This window comes from Lacticaseibacillus kribbianus (assembly GCF_020180945.1).
GTDB classification, from domain to species: domain Bacteria; phylum Bacillota; class Bacilli; order Lactobacillales; family Lactobacillaceae; genus Lacticaseibacillus; species Lacticaseibacillus kribbianus.
On record NZ_JAIPUL010000001.1, the window covers coordinates 830,478 to 856,441 of the forward strand.

Here is a 25,964-nt window from a genome sequence, read left to right on the forward strand (position 1 = left end):
ACTAGAAGTAGCATAGATGAGGAGCTAACTGTCATGGAAAAAATTCACCTGTCCCCGCGCCTTCAGCACATCGCCAACTTCCTGGGCGACGGCCGCCGGATTGCCGACATCGGCACCGACCACGCCTACCTGCCGATCCAGCTCGCCCAGTCCGGGCTGATCGACTACGCCGTCGCGTCGGACATCGGCGCCGGGCCCGTGGCCATCGCCACCGCCAACGTCGCGGCGCAGGGGCTCGAGGACGTGATTGCGGTGCGTCAGGCGGACGGGCTGCTCGGGCTTGACCCCGAAGACGGTATCGACACCATTTTCATCGCCGGGATGGGCGGGCTGTTGATTCGAGACATCCTGACCGCCGGCCTCGCGCGGCTCGACGGCACGGAGACGCTGGTGCTTGCACCCAACCGCGACGACGAGGCAGTGCGGACGTGGCTGGCCAAGCACGAGTTCGGCATCCTTGACGAGGACCTGCTCGAAGACGCCGGGCACGTCTACCCGATCATCGTGGCGGGGCAGACCAAGCCGGAGGTGCCGTACACCGAAGCCGACCTGATCCTCGGTCCGGTGCTGCGCAAGCGCCGCAGCCCGCTTTTTCTGGCGGAGCTCGATCGGCGCATTGTGAAAACGCAGGCGGTGCTGGACTCACTTGCGCAGTCCAGCCAGGAACTGGCCGCCAAGAAGGAAGAAGAAGCCAGCCGGCTCGCGCTGTTTGAGGCCGAGCGTTAGGAGGAGCCCATGCTAACCGGTGAGACGATTATCCAACAGTTCGAACAGTTCGCGCCAAAGACCTTGGCCGTGCCGGGCGACCCGATCGGCATCCAGATCGGCGATGCCACCAAGCCGGTGCACACGGTGATGGTGACGCTGGACGTGCGGCCCGAGGTGGTGGAGGAGGCGATCGCCCAAAACGTCGACATGATTCTCGCCCACCACCCCGCGGTGTTTCGCCCGGCGCAAAACCTCGACTTCGCCGACCCGCAAAACCGCATGTACGGCCGGCTGATTCAGCACGGCATCCTGGTCTACGCGGCCCACAGCAACCTGGACCGCGCAGCCGGCGGCATGAACGACTGGCTGGCCGCGGCGATGGGGCTTCTCGACGTACGCCCGTTCGTGGCAGAAGGCGATCTCGCCAACATGGGCCGCATCGGTACACTGCCGCAGTTGCAGCCGCTCGCTGACTTCGCCCGTGAGCTCAAGCACGTGTTCGGGCTGCGCGGGCTGCGGGTGGTGGCCAACGACCTTTCGCGGCCGGTGCAGACGGTGGCGGTGCTCGGCGGGGACGGCGGCAAGGTCTACCGCGAGGCGCTTGAAGCCGGCGCGGACGTCTTCGTCACCGGCGACGTTTACTACCACACCGGCCACGACATGCTGGCGGCGGGCATTCCCGTGATTGACCCGGGCCACCACATCGAGGCCATCATGGTGCCGCACGTGCGCGAATTGCTGATCCACTGGGCGCAGGCCCTGGACTGGCCGCTGGCGGTTTTGGCCTCCCAGGTCGACACCGAGCCGTTCACGTTCCTGTAACGCAAGACCATCAAAATAGGCGCCGACCCGCGCATTGCTGCTGGGTCGGCGCCTATTTGTGTGCTACAGGTTCGGGTCGGTGGTGAAGTTCAGCGGCGACAGGTCGGTCGAGGCGACCAGCAGCTTCATGGTGAAGGCCTGCCAGGCGGCCTTGGCGATGCCGGCGCTGTCGGCGGTGGCGGCGGTGGCGAGCTCGGCCAGGCCAGCCTTATCCAGGCCAACGCTTGCGGCGTCGGTTTTGTCGATGTTGGCCAAGAGCTTGGCGTGGGTGGCCTGCTGGACGTTGTTCAGGTCGTTGGCGAAGTACTTGAAGTGCGCGTCCATCAAGACGCCGGCGAGCTTGTACTGCCAGTAGGCCGAGTCGAGGCTGGCCGGCAGCTCCCCGCGCTGGTAGTCGGCAGGCGTCGTTGTGGTGCCCGCAAAGAACGGCACGAACTGGCTTTGGGCCGCGACGCCCATCGCCGTCCAGTGCAGGTCGGCGATCTCGTAGGGCAGGTCCGGGCGCAGCTGCAGCACGTGGGCCTCCTGGGTGCGGGCCAGGCTGATTGGCCGGAAGCGGCGGTTGTGCGCGGCGCTTCTGTCGGCCGGGTCGAACGCGGTTTCCTCAAAGTGCGCGCTGAGCACGGAAAACGCGTCGTCGACGAACAGTGGCTGGTCAGGCTGCAGGCAAAACGGCAGGTCGTCGTCGGTCGGCTCGGACTTGCGCGACGGGCTCAGCCGGCGTTGGCCGTCCCAGACCCGTGCGGTGTTGTAGGTGTGATCAAAGGGCCCAGTGGTGCCGAAGATCCGGCGGAAGTTGAAGCTGGTGCCGCGCTCCCAGAGGTGGTGAGTCGCGGCGAAGTCAAACAGCCCGTCGTCGTACAGGAAGTCGGGGGAGTCGGGCAAAACGCGCTGGATAGCCAGCTGGTTGGCGACCACCGCGTAGCAGTCGTCCGGGATGCGCTGGGCGACCCAGTGGTGCCCGGAGCCGACCTCCATGTACCAGGCCTCGTCGTGGTCGGCGAACAGAATGCCGTTGGCCTCGCCGGTGCCGTGCTGCGCCACGATTTTGCCCAGGCGCAGAACCCCGTCCCTGGCGCTTCTGACGTAGGGCAGGACGACGGTGACCATCGCCTCTTCGATGATGCCGTTCTCAACGAAGGGGTCGAAGGCCAGTACCCGGGGGTTGGCGTACGCGCTTTCCGTCGCGCTCATCGCGACGCCTGCGGAGTTGATGCCGGCCTCCTCGAACAGGCCGTACTGATCGGTCCACTCCGGGGTGGCGGTGTACTTCAGGGCGTGGGCCGGCAGCACCATGGTGAAGCCGTTGTCTTTGGAGGTGAACGTCGGCGCCGAATCGCGCGTCTCCTCCGGGTGAACGACGACGTGCTTGGGCCAGGCGGCCTTGCTGTCCTCGTTGCGGCCGATCATCACGCTGCCGTCGGCGCTGGCGCCTTTGCCAATTAGAATGCTGGTGCAAGAACTGCGGGTCATACCGATTCCTCCTTGTGGCGAATGCCGTCTCCTGCCCGGTTGCGCGTGTTCTCGAATCGCGAACGTGCGGCCGGGGGCTAAGCCAATTGTAGCAAAAAGTTGCCGTCAAGGCTGTTAATTCGTCAAACCAGCGTGTATTCTAGGGAAGTTGGCGTCAAGGTTCCGTCGACGCCGGTCATTAATCGCAAATATTTGTACATATATCATGAACATAAAAGGAGTTATTTTGCTCATGGCAACCCTCACCCGTTACGATGATCACGACACGCTGCGCCGCCTCGGTGTGGCCGTCGTGTCCGCGCTGCTCACCGCAATCGCGCTGAACTTCTTTTTGACCCCCGCCAAGGTGTTTCAGGCCGGCGCGACCGGGATCGCGCAGCTGATCTCCATTTTCCTGCAGTCAATCGGGTTCACCCACCACGACGTCACCGGCTGGTTCAACCTCCTTTTGAACCTGCCTTTGGCCTACCTCGGGTGGCGCAAGCTGGGCCGCAGTTTCACGGCCTTCAGCTTCCTCAACACGGTGATGATCTCGGCGTTGGCCATCGTCTTGCCGGTGCACGCGCTGTCGACCAACCCGCTGATGAACGCGATCTTCGGCGGGGTGCTGACTGGCGCGGGGGTCGGCATCGCGCTGCGCTTCGGCTTTTCCACCGGGGGCCTTGACATCCTGTCGATGTACCTGGCCAAGGCCACGCGCCACACGGTCGGGGTCCTGCTGTTCGTCATCAACCTTTGCATCGTGCTGATTGCGGGCTTTGGGGTGCAGTGGGAAAGCGCGCTGTACACCATCATCTCAATTTACTGCATGACGCGGGTGGTGGACGGCATCCACACCTCCAACCAGAAAATCACGGCGATGATCGTCACCGAGCACCAGGACGCCGTGATCGCCGCCGTGCGTGCCCGGCTGATCCGCGGCATCACGGTGATGCCCAGCCGCGGCGGCTTCCTCGGCCGGCCGAACACGACCTTGATGATCGTCATCACGCGCTACGAGCTGTACGACCTCACGCAGGCGACGCTTGAGGCCGACCACAGCGCCTTCATCGACATCCTGAACACCGTCGACGTGGTCGGGGAGTTCCTCACCTCCGAGCAGCAGGACGCCAAGCGTCAGGCCACGGGGCATCAGCCCAGCGCCTGAGCCGCCGCGCCGGCGAATGAACGGACGCTTGGCTTAATCCGGGCTTGCGGGCCGGCCGATGATGGCTGGCCCGTTTTTGTGCCCGAAAGGCGGCCGGCACCCGGCAAGTTTGCGGTGGTCAGGGGCGGCGTGATGTGTGATAATAGAGGCGTTAACCGCCTGCAAGGCGCACGAAAGGAAGATTAGCATGCCCCTAGTACACATTGATCTGATCGAGGGCCGCAGCCAAGAGCAGCTGCGGCAGATGGTCGCCGACGTGACGACCGCCATCGCCAAGAACACCGGCGCCCCGAAGGAACACATTCACATCGTCCTCAACGAGATGGCCAAGGAGCACTACGCAGTCGGCGGCGTCCTGAAGGCCGACGAGTAGGCGCGCCATGGCAGAAGCAGAGAAGGCGCAGACGCCCGAAGAGCAGGCGTACTTCGCCGACATGAAGCAAAAAATCGTCGCCGGCCTCGAGACGGTCATCGACCCGGAGCTTGGCATCGACATCATCAACCTCGGGCTGATTTACGGCGTCGATCTGGACGAGAACGGCCACTGCGACATCGAGATGACGCTGACGACCATGGGCTGCCCGCTGACAGACATCTTGGACGACAGCATCCACCACGCGATGCTCGCCATCGACGGCATCGACTCGGTCGACATCCACCTGGTGTGGTACCCGGCCTGGGGCCCGGAGCGCATGACCCGCTACGCGAAGATGGCGCTTGGGATTCACTGATAAAGACCGCCGCTGGCGGCCTTTTTGCTGAGACCCGTAAGGAAAGGACAACCTGATGGATTACTGGCAAAACGTGACGGCCCTTGCCTCACGCCTGGCGCAGCCGGAAGTGGCCGCGAAGGTGGCGGCGATGTCCGGCTGGAAAAATGCGGTGGCGGCCGGTCGGCTGCCGGACGCGGCGCTGCCGAGGCTTGGACTTGATCCGCTGGCGGGGCTGGGGGAGGCGCCGGACGTCGCCGCCGACTTGGTCCGCTTCGACCACCTGGCGCGCAACTTTCGCCAGTACATCGCCTACCACTACGGCATGTGGGCCTTCGTCAACCGCGACTTCTTCGCGCGCTGGCAGGCAGCGTTCGGCCCGGCGCGCTACCTGGAGGTCGCGGCGGGTAACGGCTACGTCTCGGCCGGCCTAATCGCAGCGGGCAATTCGGTCATCACCACCGACGCGCTGACCTGGACCGCCCACAACGTCACCGGGCAGCGGCCGCTGGTGCCGGTGGCGCGCGCCGGCGCCAGCGCGGCGCTTTGGCGCTACGGCGACCAGGTCGACGCGGTGGTGATGGCCTGGTCACCGGACAACGAGTGGAGCGACGCCAGCTTTTTGACGACGCTGCGCCGCCACTTTCCCGGCCTGAGGCTCTTTGTGATCGGCGAGCGCTTCGGTGCGACCAACAGCACGCTGTTTTGGCAGCTCGCCAAGTTCGTGCCGGACCGCCGGCTACTTGCGGTCAACCGTGGGCTGCCACGGTTTGACGCCATCAACGAGCGCCTCTACCTGATGCGTTAGCAAGGAGGAATCCTGTGAAGCGATTTATGATCATTGACCTGCTGTGGATCGTGCTGATTCTTTTGGTCGGCTGGACCTGGTCGTTGCACGACCAGTCCGAGTACGCCGATCGGCTGAACCACTACGGCCTGTCGGAGCATGCGCTGGTCGGGCACCCGACCAAGGCAATCACGGTCGGCAAGGCCGCCACGCAGCTTGCCGAATCCGATCTGCGCGACTTGCAGGTGCAGTTTCGCGTCGGCGCCCATGAGCGGCTGCTTTACGCCACCGGCGATTACGGGAGCCTGCCGCTGGCCTCGGGTCAGTGGTTCTCGGACGCCGATCTGCGCTCCAAGCTGCCGGTGGTGGTGGTCGGCAGCGCGGTGGGCAACCTGCACATGGGCAGCCACCAGCAGTACCTGAAGACCAAACAGGCGATGCTGCCGGTGCTCGGCGTGGTGACGGCGCGCGGGGACAGTCCACTCAACCGCGTGATTTTCCACAACGCAAGCGGGTCTGCCGCGGCCGGCAAGCGCCTGGCCAGCACCACCGTGTACGTCGACGGTAAGCACCTGTCGGACCAAAAGGCGGCGCTGGCCAAGCTGCTCGGCGTCAAATGGCACACCTACGCGTACGACGCCACGGGCGACCGGTCGTGGTGGGAGGAGATCGGCCTGACCGCGCTGCGCAGCGTTGGGCTCGCGCTTGCCGCCTGCGCGCTTTCGGCCGTGGCCGCTCGGATGATCGGCGACGGGCTGCCGCAGGGGCTGGACCTTGCGATGCGGCGCCGCTACGCCCTGAGCCTGCTGGCGCGCGCGCTCGGCCGCAGCGCCATCGCCGCGGCCATCGGGGTTGCCGGGGCGTGGTGGTGGTTCTACTTCACTTTGAGGACCCGCATGCTGGCCTTCGCCGTGGCCGTCTGGGCCGTTTGGGCCATCGCCCTGTGGCTGATGACACGCCGGCAGCTGAAGAAAGGAGCACAATCATGACGTTACCTGACGGCTACGAAGCCAAGTACACCGCCCTTTTGGGGGCCGAGGCACCGGCCTTTTTGGCCACCTTTGAAATGCCCGTGCACCACGGCTACCGGGTCAACCCACTCAGGCCAGCCGCCGCGCTCGAGGTGACCGGCGCGCCGATTCCCTGGAGCCAGTGGGGGCACTTCGGCAAGGTCCAAGGCCACGGCATCGACCACGTCGCAGGCTACGTGTACAGCCAGGAGCCCAGTGCCCAGTTCGTCGCCACGGCGCTTGCGCCGGCGCCCGGGGACACGGTGCTTGACCTCTGCGCGGCGCCGGGGGGCAAGACCACGCACCTCGCGTCCTTCATGCAAAACCGCGGGGTGCTGATTGCCAACGAGATTAACCCCGGTCGCGCCAAAGTGCTCGCCTCCAACGTCGAACGCTTCGGCCTGCAGAACACGGTGGTGACCAACCACGACCCGCAGACACTGGCCAAGGCGCTTCCCGCGGCGTTCGACCGCATCCTGGTCGACGCGCCGTGCTCGGGAGAGGGGATGTTTCGCAAGGACCCCGCGGCGATGACCTACTGGCAGCCGGACTACCCGGCGACCTGCGCAACGCGGCAGCGCGAGATCCTGACTCAGGCCGACGTGATGCTGCGCCCCGGTGGCACCTTGGTGTACTCGACGTGCACCTTTGCCCCGGAGGAGGACGAGCAGATCGCCGCTTGGGCCGAGCAAACGCTGGGCTGGGAGCTGGTTGCAATCGCCAAAACCGGTGGCATCGCCGACGGCCGCCCGGACTGGGCCGACGGCAACGCCCACCTGACGCGCACCGCGCGGCTGTGGCCGCAGCTTCTGGCGGGCGAGGGGCACTTCGTCGCCAAGTTCAAAAAGCCCGCGGGCGACGCACCGCGGGCCAGTCAGCTGGCCGTACCGCGGCTGAGTCCGGATCAGCGCGCCAGCTTCCAGGCGTTTTGCCGCCAGAGCCTGACGACCACCTTCGTTGACCGCCTGCTGTGGGCGCGGCGCGACCAGTTGTTCGCCTTGCCGGCCGGCACGCCGGATGTCTCCGGGCTCAAGGTGATCCGCGCCGGGCTTCACCTCGGCACCTTCAAGAAAGGGCGCTTCGAGGCCAGTCACAGCCTGGCAACCGCGCTGACACCGGCGGACTTTCAGCAGACCGTGGCGGTCAGCGCGGCCGAGTACGCCAGCTACTGTCACGGCGAGACCCTGGCTCGCCCGGCGCTTGAGGGCAAGCGCACCGTGCTGTTGACCCTTGACGACAAGAGCTTCGCCGTCGGCAAGCTGGTCAACGGTACCATCAAGAACGCTTACCCCAAGGGGCTGCGCTTCTAGACCCACGAAAAAAGTCGAGGCAGGATTGCCTCGGCTTTTTTCGTGCCCGCTTTACGGCAGCGCCAGGTTGCGCTGGCGCGCGTAGGCTTCGAGTGCGGGGCTCAGCACCACCGGCACGTGCCGCAGCGCGGCCAAGTCTTGGGCGCCGACCGCCGCCATCAGCGCGGGCAGCTGGGCCTGCCAGGCCGAGAGGCGCGCGATGGTGGCGGCCTGCCCGTCTTGGATCAGCCAGTGAAGGATCAGCCCGCTGATACCGACCGCGCCGGCGCCTAGCCGCAGCGCCTTCAGCACGTCCAGCGGGGTGCGCACGCCACCGGTGGCGATCACCGCCATCCCGCAGCCCTGCGCCTCGAGCAGCGACTCGACGGTGGTCTGGCCGAAGTCGGCGAGGTAGGCGTAGTCGCGGTCCGGGCGCCTGGCGTTTTCGATGGTAACGAAGTTGGTGCCGCCGCGGCCACCGAGGTCGACCACGTGCACGCCGGCCTGGCGCAGGCGCGCCAGGGCCTCACGGGTCATGCCGAACCCGACCTCCTTGACCACCACCGGCACCGGCGATTCGGCGACCAGCCGCTGCAGGTTGGCCAGCCAGTGGAAGTCCCGGTCGCCCTCCGGCATCACGAGCTCCTGAACCGCGTTGAGGTGCAGCTCGATTGCATCGGCGTCAAGCATCGCGACCGCGCGGTGGAGCGCGGCGGCGTCGGCGTCCGCCCCGAGGTTGCCGAGGATGAAGGCCGAAGGCGCGTGCTCGCGCAGCACGGTGAAGCTGCCGGCTAGGGCTGGCTCGCGAATCGCGACCGACTGCGAGCCCGAGGCGATGGCCAGGTCGCACGCGGCGGCGACCGCCGCCAGCTGGGCGTTGAGCGCCTGGGTCTGCGCGGAGCCGCCGGTCATGGCGTTGATGAAAAAGGGCCAGCGCCAGCCAAAAAGGCTCGGGCGCACCGACACGTCGGCCACGGCCAGCTCGGGCAGCGGGTTGTGCAGCAGCCGCACCTGGTCGAAGCCGGCCGAAGCGGCCGCTTGAAAGTATTTTTCCGCCAAGAAGACGTGCTCGTCCTTGCGGTGGGATTGAATCGACTGGGCCATGTTAGTCCTCCAGAATGGTCGCGGCGGGGCCGGGCGTGGTGGTCAACAGGCGCCCGGCAAACTGCGGCTCAAGTGCGGCAAGCACTTGGGGCACCGCATCCTGCACGGTCAGCACCTTGACGTTGGGACCGGCGTCCATGGTCGCGTAGGCCGGCACCCCGGCTTCGCGCAGGGCCTGCACCGCCTGCCAGGCGACCAGGGTCTCGGGTTCAAAGTAGGTGAAGGCGGGGTCTCCGGCCATGATGGCGGCGTGCATCTGCATCGCGCTTTGCTCCGTCAGGTGGCCGATCGCGGCGAAGTCGGCCGCGTCGATCGCGGCAAGCATCTCCTCCACGGCGGCCTGATTGTGCGCGACCCAGGCCGGGTAGTAGGGGCTGGTCGCCACCGTGTTGGCCATCAGGCTGCGCGACGAGCGGGTCTTGGCCGCGGCGGACACCAGCACCACCACCATCGCCAGCTTCAGGTTCGGCGCGGGCAGCGGCTCCGCGAAGCTAGTCGCATCATCCGTGCCGCGGTGCCAGATGGCCAGCCCGCCGAAAATCGAGCGGCTGGCGGAGCCGGAGCCGCGCCGCGCCAGTTGCGACAGCTCGCGCGGCGACAGGCGCAGTCCGGCCGCCCGACTCGCAGCCAGCGCAAGCGCCGCGTAGGCCGAGGCCGAGCTCGCCAGGCCGGCGGCGGTTGGCACGTGGTTGACCGAGGTGACGCGCGCGAAGGCGTGACGCCCGGCGCGGGCGCGGACCAGGTCGAGAAACGGCGTAACCATGGTCGTCGGCCGCACCGTGCCGTCAAGGGTGAAGGCGTCCGCGTCGAGTGCCGGGTCGAAGGTGACGGCGGTGTCGGTGTAAAAATCGGCAAGCGTCAGCGAGATGCTGCTGGTGTAGGGCAGGATCAGGGCGGCGTCGCGCTTGCCCCAGTACTTGATCAGGGCGATGTTGGTGTGGGCTCGAGCCAGCGTCATGACAAGGCCTCGCTTTCTGCAAAATCGTGGCGCCAGGTGGTGGCGGCGCCGGCCACCCGCAGCGCGGCCTCGATGCGCCGCGCGTCTTCGGGTGTGGCTGCCAGGGCGATCATGCACCCGCCTTGGCCGGAGCCGGTGAGCTTGGCGCCCAGCGCCCCGGCACGGTGGGCGGCGTCGATCAGCCGCTGCAGAACCGGCGCGCTGACCCCAAGGGTCGTCAGGGACCGCTGGGCGGCGTCCAGCGCGGCCCCCAGCCGCGGCAGGTCGGAGTCGGCCAGCCCCGCGGCCGCCTGGCGCACCGCCGCACCAATCGTCGCAAGCTCGCGGTCGACCACGGCCGGGTCCTTGGCTCGGGCCGCGGCGACCGCCGCGACGGCCGCGCCGGTCTGGCCCATCACGCCGGTGTCGGCGATCACAAGGCTTCCGGCCTGCGGGAAGGCGATCGGCGCAGGCGCCGTTCCGCGCACGAACCACTGGGGCGCTTCGGCGCTGGTGGTCGCGGCGTCCAGACCGCTGGGGTTGCCGTGAATCAGGCGCTCGGACACGCCGACCCAGTCCAGCAGCATCGGACGGTCGAGCGGGGCATTGAACGCCTTGAAGAAGGCGCGCACCAACGCGGTGGCGGTGGCGGCGCTTGAGCCCATGCCGCGCTCGGCCGGCAGTTGACTTTGGATGGTCAGGTCAAAGCCCTGCGTGGTGGCGGTGAAGTGGCCGAGCAGCTGCGCAATCAGGGTTGCAATACCGGAGAAGGGCGTGGTCGCGGCCGCCTGCAGCGTGCCCGCGTAGTAGGTCGAGTGGATCAGCTGGGCGCCGTCGGCTCGTGGCGTCAGCGTGGCGGTCAGGGTGATGGTCGGCACCGGCAGGGCGATGGCCGGCTGGCCGTACACCACGGCGTGCTCGCCGATCAGGATGATTTTGGCAAAACTGGTTGCAGATGCAGAATTCAAGCAGATCGCTCCTAAGGCCGGCGTCACCCGGCAGATTAACTTCTTATAATGATACCGCAAAGGGGCGGGGCGAACTAGGCACGTATGGTAAACTTAAGGCATTGTCGAATCGGAGACGCAAAAGGAGAGAGTTGCGATGGGACTTCAGTTCATCTTGGGCACGGCGGCCGCCGATCATCACCGCGCGATTATCGACGCGATGGCCGCGACGCGAAAGCACGACAAGGACGCGAGGATCTTCTACCTGGTGCCCAACCACGTCAAGTTCGAGGCCGAAGTCGGGCTGCTTCAGGGCCTGCGCGGCGAGGCGGCGGTCGAGACGTTCGCCGAGTTCGCCGTTCAGACCTTCTCCCCGAGCCGGCTGGCCTGGTACTTCCTGAAAAACGATCCGGTGTACCAGCAGCCGCGCCTGGATGGCCCGAGCAACACCATGCTGGTCGCGCGACTTTTGGCCGAACACCAAGACGAGCTGCGGGTCTACCCCGGCGAGGCCAACAAGCCGGGCTTCATCGCCCAGCTGGCCAAGCAGCTCGCCGAGCTGACCCAGGGCCGGGTCAGCGCCGACGACCTGCGGCAGGTGGTGCAGGACCTGCCGGCGACCAGTCGTCAGGGGCGCAAGTTCGCCGACCTCGCCGTGCTGCTCGACGCGTACACCGCCGCAATCGGGCCGTACGTGACCAACGCGAGCCTGGTGACGGCTTTGGCCAGCAAGCTGGCCGGGCTCGACCTGGCGCACACCTATTTTTACCTCGAGCACTTTAACGAGCTGTCGGCCACCGAGCGCAACCTCGTGGTGACCCTGATGCAGCACGCAAAAGAGGTGACGGTCGCGCTGGTGCTCGACCGCGGCGTCACTGCGGTGCCGGCACCGCCTTGCCTGTTCCTGCCGGCGGCGCGGCTGTACGTAGCGCTGGTGGCCGCGGCCAAGGACGCGCACATTCAGGTGCACGTGGATCGTCAGGCGCCAAAGCGTGCGCTGTCGGCCGGCATGGCCGCGGTGGCCGATTTTTGGGTTGCCGACACCCACCTTGACCCGCTGCCGAAGCCAAAGGACGTGACCGCGCCGGCCGGCGTGACCCTCGCCGTGGCCAGCTCGCCTTACGTCGAGCTGCGTCAAGTCGCCATCCGCATTAACCAGCTGGTGCACCAAGGCGCCCGCTACCAGGACTTCCTGGTGATGGCACGCCACCTGGATCCCTACAAGGACCTGATCGCCCCGGTGTTTAACAGCCTTGGCGTGCCGGTGTTCGTCGATGTCGAGCACCCCATGCAGGATCACCCGCTGATGGCCCTCATCGACAGCCTGTTTGCCGTGTGGCAGCACCACTTCCAGTACCAGGACGTGATGCGGCTGCTGCGCACGGAGCTTTTGCTGCCTGAAGGCACCAAGGTGGCGGCGTTTCGCGCGGCGCTTGACGTCTGCGACAATCACCTGCTGCGCACCGGCATCGCCGGCAGTCTGTGGCTGCAAAAGGCGCCGTGGCAGTATTTTCAGCGCTACAGCGATTCGGACCGCACGGACAATGACCCGGAGAAGTCGGCCCAGATTAACCTGATCAAGGACCTGATCGCCGCGCGGGTTGCGCCGCTGTTTGCCCAACTCGACCAAAGCGAGTCGGGGCGTGAGGCCGCGGCGACCCTGTACACCTGGCTGGTCGAGTCCGGCGTGCAAAAGCAGCTTGAGGCCTGGCGCGCCGCCGCCATCGCGGCGGGGGACATTGCCGCCTCGACCGCCGGTGAGCAGGCCTGGGCCACCTTCGTGTCGCTTCTGGACGACTACGTGACGATTCTTGGCGACACTGCCTTTGATCGCGACCAGTTCATCGCCCTGATGACCGCCGGCATCGCCGGGGCGACCTTCACCCAGATTCCTGCCACCCTGGATCAGGTGGTGGTGTCCGAAACCGCGCTGGCCCGGCAGGCGAAGTTCGCGCACGTCTTCGTGATCGGCGCGACCAGCGGTGTGATGCCGGACACCCCGACGGATGCCGGGGTGCTCACGGCCGCCGACCGCAGCGTGCTGCAAGAGCGGCTGCCGGACGGGGCGTACCTGCCGCAGACCGGCGCCGACACGACCCTGGGCGACCCGTTCGTCAACTACCTGGGCATGATGGCCGGCGCAACGACGCTGACCGTCAGCTACCCGACATATGCCGAGGACCAAAACCAGGCGTCGCCGTACCTGACGGCGATGCGCGAGCGGCTCGGGCTGACGCTTGAGCTCTGGTCGACGGTGACACCGCAGACGCCGCCGCGCCTGGTGGCCGGCACCGCCCGCAGCCTGCTGTCGGACTTCATCACCGTCGCAAGGCTCTCCCGGGACCAGAACCGGCCGGTGGCGACCGCCTGGCAGGGGGTGTACGCCGCGCTGCGAAAGGACCCCAAGCTTGCCGGGCTGACCGCAAGGCTTGCGGCCAGCATCGACTACAAAAACGCGGTGGGCAAGCTCGACCCAAGCCTTGCGCGCAAGCTCTACGGCGAGAACCTCAAGCTGTCGGTGTCGCGCCTCGAGTCGTTTTACAAAAACCCCTACGAGTACTTCCTGGCGTACGGGCTGCGGCTGAACACGCGCCCGGAGTTCGAACTGACACCGGCCGACCTCGGCACGCTGTACCACGACGTCGCCGCGACGCTGGTGGCCCAGTGGCCGCTTGAGCAGCTTCAGGCTCAGACGGCTGAGTCCCTGCAGGCGGCCGTGGCGGCACGGCTGGCAGAGGACGTGGCGACCATGCCGCAGTACCAGATTCTTCTCAGCTCGCACGCGATGCAGGCGGTGCAGGGACGCATCGCCGCGATGCTTGCGGCGGTGCTTGCCGCCGTCTCCGGTCAGCTGTCACACGCCGCGTTTCGTCCGCGCGCCACGGAGCTTGCCTTCGGCGCTTTGGATAACCACGAGGGCAGCCTGCCGCCCTTGATCCTGCCGGTGGCGGGCGGCGGTAGCATCAGCGTGCGGGGAAAAATCGACCGCCTCGACCGGGTGCAAGTCGACGGTCAGGACTACTTTCTGGTGGTCGACTACAAGTCGTCAAGTCACGACTTCGATCCGCAAAAGGCGTACTACGGCGTGTCGCTGCAGCTTCTGACCTACATCGACGCGTACGCGACCGGCACGACCAGCCCAGCGCTTGCCGCGGGCGGCGTGTACATGATGTTCAAGCGGCCGCGGCTGAAGTACGCGGCGCGCCAGAACCCGGAACAGGCGACGGCCAAGGAGCACCGCATGTCCGGGCTGCTGGTGGTCCCGGAGGAGCCGGAGGCCGCCGTGAAGCTGGCCGTGGCGCTTGATTCGGACCTCGCCCACGGCGGCAAGTCCACGGCGGTGCCGATTGGGGTCACCGCCAAGGGCGCCATCGACCGCAGCTTCAAGAAGCTGCTGACGCCGGGGGACCTGGCCGCCTTCGTCGCGCACAACCGCCGCATGATTCAAGAGGCGGCGGCCAAGATTCTGACCGGTGCGATCGACCTGGCCCCGATTCAGTTCGACCAGGAAAGCACGGTGATCACCAACAGCGATTACCAGGCGATCATGCTGTTCGACCCGGCGACGGGCTTCGATCAGTACCGCCACGTCACCCGGCTCAGCCTGCCGGAGGTCTTGGCGCTGCTTGCAAAGGAGGACAACGATGGGATTCACGACTGATCAACTCAACGCGATTCGGTTGCACGGCTCCGACCTTTTGGTGTCGGCCAGCGCCGGCTCGGGCAAAACGGCCGTGTTGGTGCGCCGCATTGTTGAAGACGTCGAGGCCGGCGCCGATGTGACGCGGATGCTGATTGTGACCTTCACCAACGCCGCCACGGCGGAGATGAAGCTGAAAATTCAAAAGGCGCTCAAGGCCGAGCTGACCGCAGAGCCCAAGCCGGGTGCCGCCCCGCTTGATGAGGCGACGCGGCGGCACGTCGCCAACCAGGTCGCCAAGATGAACGCCGCGTCCATCATGACGCTCGACGCCTTTTCGCTGCAGGTGGTGCACCAGTACTACTACGTGATCAACCTGGCCCCGGGATTCCGGCAGCTGACCGACGACACCGAGGCCCTGATGATTCAGACCGACGTGTGGGCGAAACTGGTCGAAGAGCTTTACGACGGTCCAGACGCGGCGGCGTTCGCCGCACTTGCGGACAACTTTGCGACCAAGCCCACCGGCACCGAGCTTCAAGACATCGTCTTTGAGCTGACCGACTTTGCGGCGACCACCCCGGATCCGGCGGCCTGGCTGGCTGCTTTTCCCGAAGGCTACACGCCGGAGGGCACCGACCGCGCCGTCACGACCTGGCTGTGGCCTGCAATCAAGGACCAGCTGGTCGCTGCCGCTAGCGACCTTGAGGCGCTGCGTCAGCGGGTCGACCTGCCGGGTGGGGAGCTCGCGGTGTTTGCCGGCAACCTTGCCGACACGCTCGATGCGGTCACCAACGCGATTGCCGAAGACCCGACGACCTACGCCGCGGCGCAGGCCGCCGTTGCCGGCATCTCTTGGCCGCGTTGGCCCACGGTGCGCAAGCTGGACGACGACCTCAAGGCCATCAAGGAGGCGGTGAAAGGCGACCGCGAAGTAGTGAAAAAGCGGGTTGATAAACTGATTGCTCAGCTTGCCATTACGCCGGAAGACCTGGCGGCGGTTCAACCCGCGGCCCACGCCATGATGCAGCAGCTCAGCCGAGTCGCGGCGCGGTACGCCGCGGCGCTGGCCGCCGAAAAGGCGCGCCGGCAGGTGATGGGCTTCACCGACATCGCCCAGGCCGCGCTGCGAATCCTGACGACGGTCGACCCGGCGACCGGCGAGTCCGTCGCCGCGGCCTATCAGGACCAGTTCGACGCCGTTCTGGTCGACGAGTACCAGGACATCAACCAGCTTCAAGAGGCGCTGCTCAAGGCCGTCAGCCGCAAGAATCCGGGCAACCGCTTCATGGTCGGCGACGTCAAGCAGAGCATCTACGGCTTCCGGCTGGCCGATCCCACGCTGTTTTTGACCAAGTACCGCCGCTTCGCCGGCCCAGACGCCGACCCGGCCCAGGTGCCGGGCCGCCGCATCGACCTGACGAAGAACTTCCGCTCCAGCCAAAACGTGCTGTCGTTCACCAACCTGGTGTTCAGCCAGATCATGGACCGGCAGGTGGGGGAGCTGGATTACGACAAGCCCGCGCAGCTGGTGCTGGGCGACGGTGACAAGTACCGCGCCTTCGCCCCGACCACCGAGTTCCTGATTCACGTCACGCAAAGCGGTGAATCAGAGGAGGACTCGGATGAAGAAGGCGACACCCAGGCGGCCCTGGATCGCGACCAGGCGGAGGTCCGGATGGTGATTGCCCACATCCAAAAGATGGTGCAAGACCCCACCTACACCCTGTACGACTCGGACCTGCACACCACGCGCCGCATCCGCTATCAAGACATCACGCTGTTGACCCGCGCGAGCAAGCAAAATGTGATCCTGCAAAGCGAGTTTGCGGCCGCCAACGTGCCGATTGTGGTCGGCAACGCCAAGAAGTACTTCAAGACCACCGAGCTGATGGTGATGCTGTCGTTGCTTCGCATCATCGACAATCCGCTCCAGGAAATCGCGCTTGTCGCCGTGCTGCGCTCGCCGATCGTCGGGCTGTCGGCCGACGCGCTGGCGCTGATCCGGCTGGCTGCGCCGCGGGCGACCTTCGACGAGGCGCTCACCCGCTTTGCCAAGCAGACCGGTGGCACGGCGCAGGCGCAGGCCACGCGCACCAAGGTCACGGCGTTTTTGGCGAACCTGACCGAGTTTCGCGATTTTGCCCGGGAGCACGCGCTGGTCGACCTGGTCTGGCACCTGTACGACCGCACCGGCTACCTGGACTTCGTCGGCGGGCTGCCCGGCGGCTCGCAGCGTCAGGCGAACCTGCAGGCGCTGGCCGGCCGCGCGGCAAGCTACGAGCAGGGCGGTTTCAAGGGCCTGTTCGCTTTCATTCACTTCATCGAGCTGATGCAAAAAAAGGCCAAGGACCTGGCGACCCCGGTGACGCTTGAGCCGGACGTCGACGCCGTGCGGCTGATGACCATCCACGCCAGCAAGGGGCTCCAGTTTCCGGTGGTGTTCCTGCTCAACACCGGCAAGCGTATGAACGATCAAGACCTGCGCCGACCGGTCATCGCCACCGCCCACGGCGTCGGGGTCAACTGGGTCGACCCGGTGACGCGCGTCAGCTACCCGCTGCCGCAGTACGAGGCCGCCAAGGTCGCCAAGGACGCGCAGCTTACCGCCGAGGAGATGCGCCTGCTTTACGTCGCACTGACCCGCGCGGAGCAGCGGCTGGTGATCATCGGCTCGACGCCGGATCAGGCCAAGCTTGAGGCCAAGTGGGCCCGCGACCAAGAATGCGATACCCTACTGCTGCCGGCCGGGCGGCGAGCGGCCGCCCGCACGTACCTGGACTGGCTGGGCATGGCCATCGCGCGCACCGCGGCCGTGGCCGACCACGACAGCCCGCTTTTGGCGCCATTCGCCACGCCGATCAGCGTCACCTTCATCGACCGCGTTGAGGCGCCGGTGACCGCAACACACACGGCGTCTTCCGCCGCTCCGGCGGCCGAAGCGGACTCGCCGATCGACGACTGGCTGGCCTTTACGTACCCGCACGCGCTGGCGACGCGCACCACCGGCTTTCAGACCGTGTCCGAGATCAAGCAGGCCTACGCCGATCCGACGCAGCAGGAGCTGCTCGCCGCCGCGGCGCAGACCGATGGCAACCGCTTCGTCAGCGACTTCGCCAGCCCGCGCTTTTTGACGGCCACTCAGGCCGCCAGCGCGACGGCAATCGGGACGGCGACGCACCTGGTGCTGCAGCTGGTGGACCTCGCGCAGCCGCTAGACGCGGCGCACCTGACCGCTTTGATCGAGCGGTTGATTGAGGATGGCAGTCTGGACGCAGCGGTGGCGGCCCAGATCGCCGTGGCCAACTTGGTGACCTTTTTCACCACGCCGCTGGGCGCGGCCATCGTCGCGAACCGCCAGACGCTGCACCGCGAGGCCGCGTTCTCGCTGCTGCGGCCGGCCAAGTCGCTGTTTGCCGACATGCAAAACGAAACTGCCGACATCCTGGTCCACGGGATCATCGACGGCTACTTCACAACGGAGGCCGGCATCACGCTGTTCGACTACAAGACCGACCACGTGACGGCCGACCTAGGCCCGCTCGTTGAGCGCTACCGCGGACAGCTGGCGATGTACGCGGCCGCGCTTGAGGCGGCCACCGGCCAAACGGTGCGCCACCAATACCTGGTGGCGCTTGCGACCGGGGCGGTGGTCGACCTGGCGGCGCAACCAGAGTAGAATGGAGCAAGACTTGAGAAAATTGGTGAGTGCATGACTTTTCCAGCCACATACGCCGTCATCGACCTGGAGACGACGGGCACCAGCGTCGACGAGGGCGACCGCATCATTCAGTTCGGCTGCGCCATCATGGAGAACGGCCAAATCACGCAAACGGTGTCGCAGCTGGTCAACCCCGACCGGCCGGTGCCGGAGGCAATTCAGGCGCTGACCGGGATCCACCCGGAAGACCTCGTGGCGGCGCCTTACTTCGAGGACGTCGCGTACATGATCGAGAACCTGGTGGCCGACCGCGTGATCGTGGCGCACAACGTTAACTTCGACTACCCGTTCCTGAGCGCGGAGCTCGCCCGGGTCGGGTCGAGGCCTTTGATCGGGCCTGCCATTGACACGGTGCAGCTGGCGCAGATTCTCCTGCCCACCGCACCGAGCTTTCGCCTCAGCGACCTGACCCACGCGCTGGGCATCCGCCACGACAACCCGCACCGCGCCGACTCCGACGCGGTGTCGACCGCCAAGCTCCTCTGGCAGCTGCGCGACCGCCTGCGGGCGCTGCCGGGCAGCACCCAGCAGCTGCTCGCGACGCTTGCCGGCAGCCTGATTCGCCAGACCGGCCCGTGGCTGGCCGCCCAGGTGGCGCCGGACACGCCACTGGGCCCGGGTCAGCGCCAGTGCGGCCGCTTCGTGATCCGGACCGCCCAAGCGCCGCTTGAGCCGCTGGGCGCGTCCCCGACCTACCCGGCGGGGGACGCGGCGAAGCGGCGCCTGCTGCGCCCCAAGCTGCGTTTTCGCCGCGGCCAGGCGCGGATGATGGACGCGATTCACGAGAACGCCACCGGCACCCAGCGACCGCTGATGATCGAGGCGGGCACGGGGCTGGGCAAAACGCTCGGCTACCTGCTGCCTTACGCCTATGTCGCGGACGCGGCGCACAAGCTGGTGGTCGCGACCTCGACCACGGTGCTGCAGGCCCAGCTGATGGCGGCGATGCCCCAGGTGGCGGCGATGACCGGCCGCGAGCTACCGGCGGTGTCGCTCAAGAGCCCGCGCCACTACCTGGACCTGCAGAAGCTCGCGGACGCCCTGGTCACCGTCGATGACCGCCTGTCGCGGCTACTGGAGATGCGGCTGGTTGTCTGGCTGACGCAGACGACCTCGGGCGACTTGGACGAGCTGCACCTGACGACCTACAAGGCACCGCTGTTTGCCAGGGTGCGCCACACTGCCGCCGGCCGTGCGGTGGGGGGGCCGTACGCGGCCGCCGATTTTTACCACCGCCAGCAGACCGCGGTCGAAACGGCGTTCGTCGTTGTGACCAACCACGCGTACCTGTCGCGCCACTTCGCCGCACTTGCGGGCGACGCCAAGCCCTTTCTGGTGGTCGACGAGGCCCAGCACTTTGCGGACAACACCGCGGCGGCCTTCTCGCATCGCCTCGCGCTGCCGGCGCTGCGCGTGCGCCTCAACCACCTGCGGGCATTGCTGGAGCGCCACGACGCGCGCGACCTGCAGCACGCCTTCGCCGCAAGCGCGGTGCACCGCTACCAGCTTGCGACGATGCAGCAGCAGATTGATGCCTTGCAGGCGCAGATTATCGCGCTGCAGACGGCACTTTACGGCCACTTCTTCCGCCAGCCGCCGGTTGGGGCCGTGACCAAGATGCTGATGCCCGAGCAGGTGGCGTGGCTTCAGGAAACGCTCGCCGAGCCGCAGCGGCGCCTGGCGACCGGGCTGGCCGGCCTGGTGGCGGCCTGCACCGCGCTTCACGGCACGTACACCGCCCAACCCGCGCGCTTTTTACCCTCCGACGCCGCCGTCTTCCAGGCGCTTGCAGGGCTGACCGCCGCCTTGGACGCGACGAGCCAAGAGGTCGCCGCCCTGACGCCGGCGGTTCTGGCCCAGGCCCAAGACGGGGTGACCTGCGTGACGCTTGAAACCGGCGCCGGCGCCGCGGGGCTGGCCCTGACCTGGGACCGCTTCAGCGTCGCAACGCCGCTTCAGGAGGTGCTCTCGCGCTTCACCGCGCCGACGTTCGTGGGGGCGACTTTGACCGTCGACCGCAGCTTCGACTTTCTGGCCGGTCAGCTGGGTTACACCGCGCTTCTTGAAGACCAGTGCCTGCGGTTGCGCAGTCCGTTTCGCTACAAGCGCCAGGCCGCGGCCTTCACCGTGGCCGACGCGCCCAACGCCCAAAGCCTTGCGCCCGCTGACTACGCGGACTACCTGGCTTCGGCCATCGCCGCGCTTGCGGCGGGGGAGCACCAGACCATCGCGCTGTTCACGTCGCTTGGCGTGATTGCGGCCGTGTACCGCCGGCTGGCCGCCATGCCGCTGGCCCAGCACAAGGAGATCTTGGCCCAGGGGGTGACGGGCTCGGCGGAGAAAATCGCTAAGCGCTTCGCCCTCGGGCACAACAGCCTGCTTTTGGGTGCGGCCAGCTTCTTTGAGGGCATCGATTACCCCGACAAGCAGCTGGAGCTCGTGATTCTGACCCGACTGCCGTTCGATGCCCCGGACGCGCCGGTCACCAAGGCGCGCTACGTCGCGCTGCGGCAGGCGGGACAAGACGCCTTCAAGGCGGACGCGCTGCCGCGCGCCACGCTGCGGTTTCGCCAGAGCTTCGGGCGCCTGATTCGCACCGAGCACGACCGGGGAGTGTTCGTGGTGCTGGATCCGCGCCTGACCACCACCAGTTACGGCCGCAAGCTCGCCAAGAGCCTGCCCAACCTCAAGCCGCTGGCGCTTTCGCTGCCGGATGTGGTGGCGGAAACCGCCCGCTGGCTCGACCAGCCAGTTCCTCAAGCCACCAGAAAGGAGGACGCCCATGCGTCCAGCATCACGTCGTAGATTGTTTCGAATGATTCGCCTCATCGCCGGGCTCGCGCTTTTGGCCGCCGTGGTCTTCGTGTGGACCAAGAGCGTGTCGCCGCTGCGCTCGGTGCGCACGCAGGCGACCGCCATCGCCAAGGCGAAGGCCGGCGTCACCACCGTGTCCCAGTTCTACTGGGATACACAGCGCGAGAGCTACCTCACCGTCGCCGGCACCACCGCCAGCAAGAAGCGGGTGTACGTGGTGATCCGCCAGAAAACTGGCAAGGTCCACGTGGTGGGCCAGTCGGCCGGCATCACCCGCCAGCAGGTGATTGCCCAAACCACCGCAAGCTTTGCGCCCAAGCGCATCACGAGCATTGGCCTCAGCCGCCGAGCAAAGAAATTTGTCTGGGATGTTGGCTATCGCACAAAGTCTGGTAAACTTGGGTATGTGACTTACGACTTCGCCTCCGGAGACCAGCTGGCGGCGATCAGCAACCTTTAGGACCACCCCGGGGCCATCCCCGGGGTGATCCAAGACACCGATTGGAGTGACCAATTTGCACCTAGCCCAACGAATTCGCAGCGTGGCTCCCAGCGCGACGCTGGCCGTCTCGGCCGCGGCCAAGGCGATGAAGGCCCGCGGGGAAACCGTGTTTGACCTGTCGATCGGCCAGCCGGACTTCACGACCCCGGCCGTGATCAACCAGGCGGCGGTCGCGGCGATTGAATCCGGCGCCGCCAGTTTTTACACGCCCGCGGCCGGTCTGCCGGCCCTGAAAGCCGCCATCGCGGCCCATATCCACGCCCAGACCGGTGTGACGTACGAGCCCAAGCAGCTGGTGGTGACCACCGGCGCCAAGATGGCCCTTTACAGCCTGTTTCAGGTGCTGCTGGACCCCGGCGACGAGGTCCTGATTCCGATTCCCGGCTGGGTGTCTTACGTCGAACAGGTGCGCCTGGCCGGCGGGGTGCCGCGACCGGTGCAAAGTCTCGCGCACTTCAAGGTCACCGTCGACGACCTCGAGGCCAACCGCACGGCAAAGACCCGGGCGGTGATCATCAACTCGCCGAGCAACCCGACCGGCGTGGTGTACACCAAGGCCGAGCTGACCTTGATCGGCAACTGGGCGCTGCGCCACGACATCCTGGTGGTGGCCGATGACATTTACCGCGACCTTTTGTTCAACGGGACGACCTACCACTCGATCATCGAGATCGACCCGCAGATTACCCAGAACACGGTGCTGATCTCGGGCGCCTCGAAGTCCTACGCGATGACGGGCTGGCGTATCGGGTACGCCGCCGGGCCGGCCAAGCTGATCGGCGCGATGAGCACGCTGCTAGGTCACGCAACCGGCAATCCGACGGCGGTCGCTCAGTACGCCGCCATTGAGGCGTTCGGCAACCCGGCGGTCGATGCGACCGTCGAGTCAATGCGCCAGGCCTTCGAGGACCGGCTGAACACCGTGTACCCGCTGGTGCAGCAGGTGCCGGGCTTCGAGCTGCCGGAGAAGCCGCAGGGGGCGTTTTACCTGTTCCCGAACGTGCGGCGGGCCGCGGTGCTGACGCACCACAAGACGGTCGACGACTTCATCGCCGCGCTGCTGGCCGAAACCGGCGTGGCGATGGTGCCGGGCCGGGCGTTCGGCATGCCAGACCACGCGCGACTGAGCTACGCGGCGGCCAAGCCCGTGCTCGTTGAGGCGCTGGGCCGCATTCAGGCCTTCGTCGCACAGAACTGAGCACCGGGACAGATTCATTTTCACGATACAGGGGGATACTATGACAGAACAGATCCGCATCATCGATGCAAAAGACCACGTCAACGAGGAAGTGCGCATTGGCGTCTGGTTGACCGACAAGCGCTCCAGCGGCAAGATCGCGTTCCTGCAGCTGCGCGACGGCTCCGCCTTTTTCCAGGGCGTGGTGCTGAAAAACAAGGTCAGCGAGGAAGTCTTCCAGGCGGCCAAGGACTTGCGCCAGGAGACCTCCATGTGGCTGACCGGCGAGATCCACGAGGACACGCGCAGCCACTTCGGCTACGAGATCGAGGTCCACGACATCGAAGTGCTGGGCACGGCCGATGACTACCCGATCACGCCCAAGGAGCACGGCATCGAGTTCCTGCTCGACCACCGGCACCTGTGGCTGCGCTCCAAGCGCCAGTTTGCGATCCAGCAAATCCGCAACGAGATGATCCGCGCCACCTACGAGTTCTTCAATCAGGAGGGCTTCATCAAGATGGACGCGCCGATCCTCACGGGATCTGCGCCGGAGGGGACCACCGAGCTGTTCGAAACCGAATACTTCGATCGTCCGGCCTTCCTCAGCCAGTCCGGCCAACTTTACGCCGAGGCCGGCGCGATGGCGTACGGCAAGGTCTTCACCTTCGGCCCTGTGTTCCGCGCCGAAAAGAGCAAGACGCGTCGCCACCTGACCGAGTTCTGGATGATCGAGCCCGAGATGGCCTTCACCCACCAAGAGGAAAGCCTCCAGGTCCAGGAGCGCTACATCGCCTTTCTTGTGCAAAACGTGATCGACCACTGCGCCTACGACCTGAAGCTCTTGGACCGCGACATCGACGTGCTCAAGAAGTACACCAAGCTGCCTTACCCGCGCATCCGCTACGATAAGGCGATTGAGATGCTGCAAAAGGCGGACTTTGACGTCAAGTGGGGCGACGACTTCGGCTCCCCGGAGGAGACCTACCTGTCCGATCAGTTCGAGCAGCCGGTGTTCGTCCTGAACTACCCGAAGGCCATCAAGCCGTTCTACATGCTGCCGGAGGAAGGCCGCGACGACACCTACGTCTGCGCCGACCTGCTGGCACCGGAAGGCTACGGCGAAATCATCGGCGGCTCCGAGCGTGAGGTCGACTACGACAAGCTCAAGGCCGCCATCGAGGCCAAGGGGTTGGATCTGGCCGAGTACGAGTGGTACCTCGACCTGCGCAAGTACGGCAGTGTGCCGCACGCCGGGTTCGGACTGGGGCTTGAGCGCGCCATCACCTGGATCTGCCACCTTGATCACCTGCGCGAGACCATTCCGTTCCCACGGATGCTCAACCGCATCAAGCCGTAATCACACGAGAGACTGGGCGATCAGTCTCTTTTTGCACCACGAAGGGAGTTATCATGGCGACGTTGAACGATTACTTGCAGGCGGGCACCACCAGCGTGTCCAACGCGCTTTTGGCCCGTTTTGCCCAGACCGACCTGACGCACCGCGAGTTCGTCGTGTACCTGCTGTTGACCCAGTGGGCCCAGCAGCACCAAGACACGCCGGATCTGGCGGCGGTGGGACAGTCAGCGAAGCTGCGGCCCCAGGAGATTTTCGGCGTCATCCAGAGCCTGACGGACAAGCACGCGATTCGCCTGGTGAAGACGACGGACCGCGACGGTAAAACGGTCGACCAGTACGACGTCACACCGCTTTTGGATCAGGTGCTGGCGCCGGTGGACGCCCAAGCGGTGGCCCAGGCCGACAAGACGGGCAGGGCAGTGTTCAGCCAGATTGAAGTCGAGTTCGGCCGGCCGCTGTCGCCGATCGAGCAGCAGACCATCGCCGACTGGCTGGCCGTCGACCACTACGCCCCGGAGATGATCCAGCTGGCGCTGCGCGAGGCGGTACTGAACCGCGTGTACTCGCTGCGCTACATGGACCGGATCCTGCTCGACTGGGAGCGGCGCCACTTCACCACCCCGGCCGACGTGCAGGCGGACAAGGCCCGCCATCTAGGCCTTTAGAAAGGAGGGGGACGACGATGGAGGATGACCGTGCCGTAACGCTTTTGCACCTTGTGCTCGACCTGTATCCGGGCGTGCCGCCGACCCTGACCGCCCACAATCCGTTCGAGATTCTCGTTGCGGTGCTGCTGTCGGCGCAGACCACCGACGTGGCGGTCAACGCCGTGACGCCGCACCTGTTTGCGGACTACCCCGATGCGGCGGCGATGGCGCAGGCCACCCCGCTAGAAATTGAGGCCTACATCGACCGGCTCGGACTCTACCACAACAAGGCCCGATACCTCGTGGCACTCAGCCAGGCGCTGGTCGCACGCCACGGCGGCCGGGTTCCGGAGGCGCAAAAGGAGCTAGTCGCGCTGCCGGGCGTTGGCCAAAAAACCGCGACGGTGGTGCGCACCGATGCCTTCAACATTCCCGGCGTGGCCGTCGATACCCACGTCTCGCGCATCATCCGCGGGTTTGGCATCGCGCCGCCCGATGCGACCCCGGCGGCGATTCAGCGCCGGCTGGAGGGTCTGATGCCGCCCGGCACCTGGATCAACCTGCACCGCGCCCTGATTCGCCTGGGGCGCGAGTGGCTGACGGCGCGCAACCCAAAGCTGCCGCCGGGCCCCGCGTGGCAGGCCTTCGCCAGTGATTACAACCCACCGAAGAAACTTGGAGGTAAAAAGGCATGACCGATCAGATTGTTCGCTCCACGCGGCACACCCACCGCGAGTCTTGGGACCGCTACTTCATGAAGCTGGCCGAAAACGTCGCGGAGCGCTCCACTTGCGAGCGCGCGACGGTCGGGGCGATCCTGGTGGTCGACCACCGCATCATCGCCACGGGCTACAACGGCAGCATCGCCGGCGACCCGCACTGCGACACCGCCGGGCACCTGATGCGCGACGGCCACTGCATCCGCACGCTGCACGCGGAGATGAACGCGATTCTCCAGTGCGCGGAAAACGGGGTCTCGACCAAGGGCGCGACCGTGTACGTGACCTTTTTCCCGTGCCTGAACTGCACCAAGGCGTTGATCCAGGCCGGCATCACCGCGGTGTACTACGCGCGGGCGTATCGCAACGACCCGTACGCGCTGGAGCTTTTGGCCGCGCACCACGTCGCCGTGGTGCAGCTGGCCGCAGACTAGCGGCACCAAAATGGCC

General features: G+C 66.4%; 21 protein-coding genes. 17 read left to right on the top strand and 4 right to left on the bottom strand.

Going from position 1 to position 25,964, the window contains the following annotated elements:
- The first annotated feature begins 33 nt into the window (after nt 1-33).
- Together LE416_RS03945 and LE416_RS03950 are read left to right on the top strand one after the other, a co-directional pair.
- Nucleotides 34-726 carry a tRNA (adenine(22)-N(1))-methyltransferase gene (locus tag LE416_RS03945; RefSeq protein WP_225047185.1) on the top strand — a complete coding sequence of 231 codons (693 nt, stop codon included), beginning with the start codon at nt 34-36 and terminating at the stop codon, nt 724-726.
- Nucleotides 727-735: 9 nt separating this feature from the next.
- Nucleotides 736-1,530 (top strand): Nif3-like dinuclear metal center hexameric protein, encoded by a 795-nt coding sequence (locus tag LE416_RS03950; RefSeq protein WP_225047186.1) that lies wholly within the window; start codon nt 736-738, stop codon nt 1,528-1,530.
- A gap of 63 nt (nt 1,531-1,593) precedes the next feature.
- Here the strand turns inward: LE416_RS03950 and LE416_RS03955 are convergent, their stop codons facing one another.
- Nucleotides 1,594-3,003 (bottom strand): C69 family dipeptidase, encoded by a 1,410-nt coding sequence (locus tag LE416_RS03955; RefSeq protein ID WP_225047187.1) that lies wholly within the window; start codon nt 3,001-3,003, stop codon nt 1,594-1,596.
- A 232-nt stretch (nt 3,004-3,235) separates the two neighbouring features.
- Here LE416_RS03955 and LE416_RS03960 point away from each other — a divergent pair, with 232 nt between their 5' ends.
- The 6 genes from LE416_RS03960 (at nt 3,236) to LE416_RS03985 (ending at nt 7,967) form a co-directional block, all read left to right on the top strand.
- The gene (locus LE416_RS03960; RefSeq protein WP_225047188.1) at nt 3,236-4,150 is read left to right on the top strand and encodes a YitT family protein; all 915 of its coding nucleotides are present in this window, start codon (nt 3,236-3,238) and stop codon (nt 4,148-4,150) included.
- Between the two features lie 181 nt (nt 4,151-4,331).
- A complete protein-coding gene (locus tag LE416_RS03965; protein WP_338034765.1) occupies nt 4,332-4,523 on the top strand; it encodes a 2-hydroxymuconate tautomerase in 192 nt (63 codons plus the stop codon).
- A 7-nt stretch (nt 4,524-4,530) separates the two neighbouring features.
- Entirely contained in the window at nt 4,531-4,881 is a 351-nt protein-coding gene (locus tag LE416_RS03970; RefSeq protein WP_225047190.1) for a metal-sulfur cluster assembly factor, read from the top strand.
- 55 nt (nt 4,882-4,936) lie between these two features.
- Nucleotides 4,937-5,668: an SAM-dependent methyltransferase gene (locus tag LE416_RS03975; protein WP_225047191.1), complete on the top strand. Its 732-nt coding sequence runs from the start codon at nt 4,937-4,939 to the stop codon at nt 5,666-5,668.
- A 14-nt stretch (nt 5,669-5,682) separates the two neighbouring features.
- A complete protein-coding gene (locus LE416_RS03980; protein ID WP_225047192.1) occupies nt 5,683-6,636 on the top strand; it encodes an ABC transporter permease in 954 nt (317 codons plus the stop codon).
- The gene (locus LE416_RS03985) at nt 6,633-7,967 is read left to right on the top strand and encodes an RsmF rRNA methyltransferase first C-terminal domain-containing protein (RefSeq protein WP_225047193.1); all 1,335 of its coding nucleotides are present in this window, start codon (nt 6,633-6,635) and stop codon (nt 7,965-7,967) included. The genes LE416_RS03980 and LE416_RS03985 overlap by 4 nt, the downstream gene beginning before the upstream one ends.
- Before the next feature lie 51 nt (nt 7,968-8,018).
- On the opposite strand, the gene fni is transcribed toward LE416_RS03985, so the two are convergent.
- From fni to mvk, 3 genes are read right to left on the bottom strand one after another with little or no spacing between them, the layout of a single operon-like run.
- Nucleotides 8,019-9,050, bottom strand: a complete 1,032-nt coding sequence (gene fni, locus LE416_RS03990; RefSeq protein ID WP_225047194.1) for a type 2 isopentenyl-diphosphate Delta-isomerase — start codon at nt 9,048-9,050, stop codon at nt 8,019-8,021.
- 1 nt (nt 9,051) lies between these two features.
- Nucleotides 9,052-10,008, bottom strand: a complete 957-nt coding sequence (mvaD, locus tag LE416_RS03995) for a diphosphomevalonate decarboxylase (RefSeq protein ID WP_225047195.1) — start codon at nt 10,006-10,008, stop codon at nt 9,052-9,054.
- Entirely contained in the window at nt 10,005-10,955 is a 951-nt protein-coding gene (gene mvk / locus LE416_RS04000) for a mevalonate kinase (RefSeq protein ID WP_225047196.1), read from the bottom strand. Before mvk ends, mvaD begins: the two co-directional genes overlap by 4 nt.
- Nucleotides 10,956-11,091: 136 nt before the next feature.
- Between mvk and LE416_RS04005 the strand changes: the two genes are divergently transcribed.
- The 9 genes from LE416_RS04005 to LE416_RS04045 are packed head-to-tail and all read left to right on the top strand — an operon-like array spanning nt 11,092 to nt 25,948.
- Complete coding sequence (locus tag LE416_RS04005) at nt 11,092-14,595, top strand: PD-(D/E)XK nuclease family protein (RefSeq protein ID WP_225047197.1); 3,504 nt, start codon at nt 11,092-11,094, stop codon at nt 14,593-14,595.
- The gene (gene addA, locus LE416_RS04010) at nt 14,579-18,253 is read left to right on the top strand and encodes a helicase-exonuclease AddAB subunit AddA (RefSeq protein WP_225047198.1); all 3,675 of its coding nucleotides are present in this window, start codon (nt 14,579-14,581) and stop codon (nt 18,251-18,253) included. Before LE416_RS04005 ends, addA begins: the two co-directional genes overlap by 17 nt.
- Nucleotides 18,254-18,286: 33 nt before the next feature.
- Nucleotides 18,287-21,100, top strand: a complete 2,814-nt coding sequence (locus tag LE416_RS04015) for a helicase C-terminal domain-containing protein (protein WP_225047199.1) — start codon at nt 18,287-18,289, stop codon at nt 21,098-21,100.
- A 10-nt stretch (nt 21,101-21,110) separates the two neighbouring features.
- Entirely contained in the window at nt 21,111-21,569 is a 459-nt protein-coding gene (locus tag LE416_RS04020) for a cell wall elongation regulator TseB-like domain-containing protein (RefSeq protein WP_225047200.1), read from the top strand.
- Nucleotides 21,570-21,624: 55 nt separating this feature from the next.
- Entirely contained in the window at nt 21,625-22,809 is a 1,185-nt protein-coding gene (locus LE416_RS04025) for a pyridoxal phosphate-dependent aminotransferase (protein WP_225047201.1), read from the top strand.
- A 40-nt stretch (nt 22,810-22,849) separates the two neighbouring features.
- Nucleotides 22,850-24,148 carry an asparagine--tRNA ligase gene (gene asnS, locus LE416_RS04030; protein WP_225047202.1) on the top strand — a complete coding sequence of 433 codons (1,299 nt, stop codon included), beginning with the start codon at nt 22,850-22,852 and terminating at the stop codon, nt 24,146-24,148.
- 53 nt (nt 24,149-24,201) lie between these two features.
- Nucleotides 24,202-24,813, top strand: a complete 612-nt coding sequence (locus LE416_RS04035) for a DnaD domain-containing protein (protein WP_225047203.1) — start codon at nt 24,202-24,204, stop codon at nt 24,811-24,813.
- A gap of 17 nt (nt 24,814-24,830) precedes the next feature.
- Entirely contained in the window at nt 24,831-25,490 is a 660-nt protein-coding gene (locus tag LE416_RS04040; RefSeq protein ID WP_225047204.1) for an endonuclease III domain-containing protein, read from the top strand.
- Nucleotides 25,487-25,948, top strand: coding sequence for a deoxycytidylate deaminase (locus tag LE416_RS04045; RefSeq protein ID WP_225047205.1), 462 nt, complete (start codon nt 25,487-25,489; stop codon nt 25,946-25,948). Before LE416_RS04040 ends, LE416_RS04045 begins: the two co-directional genes overlap by 4 nt.
- Nucleotides 25,949-25,964: the final 16 nt, after the last annotated feature.

Coding starts and splice junctions, on each gene's coding strand:
- LE416_RS04005 (WP_225047197.1), top strand. CDS start 11,092: ATGGGACTTCAGTTCATCTTGGGCACGGCGGCCGCCGATCATCACCGC.
- LE416_RS04040 (WP_225047204.1), top strand. CDS start 24,831: ATGGAGGATGACCGTGCCGTAACGCTTTTGCACCTTGTGCTCGACCTG.
- LE416_RS03970 (WP_225047190.1), top strand. CDS start 4,531: ATGGCAGAAGCAGAGAAGGCGCAGACGCCCGAAGAGCAGGCGTACTTC.
- LE416_RS03960 (WP_225047188.1), top strand. CDS start 3,236: ATGGCAACCCTCACCCGTTACGATGATCACGACACGCTGCGCCGCCTC.
- LE416_RS04045 (WP_225047205.1), top strand. CDS start 25,487: ATGACCGATCAGATTGTTCGCTCCACGCGGCACACCCACCGCGAGTCT.
- LE416_RS03945 (WP_225047185.1), top strand. CDS start 34: ATGGAAAAAATTCACCTGTCCCCGCGCCTTCAGCACATCGCCAACTTC.
- LE416_RS03975 (WP_225047191.1), top strand. CDS start 4,937: ATGGATTACTGGCAAAACGTGACGGCCCTTGCCTCACGCCTGGCGCAG.
- fni (WP_225047194.1), bottom strand. CDS start 9,050: ATGGCCCAGTCGATTCAATCCCACCGCAAGGACGAGCACGTCTTCTTG.
- mvaD (WP_225047195.1), bottom strand. CDS start 10,008: ATGACGCTGGCTCGAGCCCACACCAACATCGCCCTGATCAAGTACTGG.
- LE416_RS03955 (WP_225047187.1), bottom strand. CDS start 3,003: ATGACCCGCAGTTCTTGCACCAGCATTCTAATTGGCAAAGGCGCCAGC.
- LE416_RS03985 (WP_225047193.1), top strand. CDS start 6,633: ATGACGTTACCTGACGGCTACGAAGCCAAGTACACCGCCCTTTTGGGG.
- LE416_RS03950 (WP_225047186.1), top strand. CDS start 736: ATGCTAACCGGTGAGACGATTATCCAACAGTTCGAACAGTTCGCGCCA.
- addA (WP_225047198.1), top strand. CDS start 14,579: ATGGGATTCACGACTGATCAACTCAACGCGATTCGGTTGCACGGCTCC.
- asnS (WP_225047202.1), top strand. CDS start 22,850: ATGACAGAACAGATCCGCATCATCGATGCAAAAGACCACGTCAACGAG.
- LE416_RS04035 (WP_225047203.1), top strand. CDS start 24,202: ATGGCGACGTTGAACGATTACTTGCAGGCGGGCACCACCAGCGTGTCC.
- LE416_RS04020 (WP_225047200.1), top strand. CDS start 21,111: ATGATTCGCCTCATCGCCGGGCTCGCGCTTTTGGCCGCCGTGGTCTTC.
- LE416_RS04015 (WP_225047199.1), top strand. CDS start 18,287: ATGACTTTTCCAGCCACATACGCCGTCATCGACCTGGAGACGACGGGC.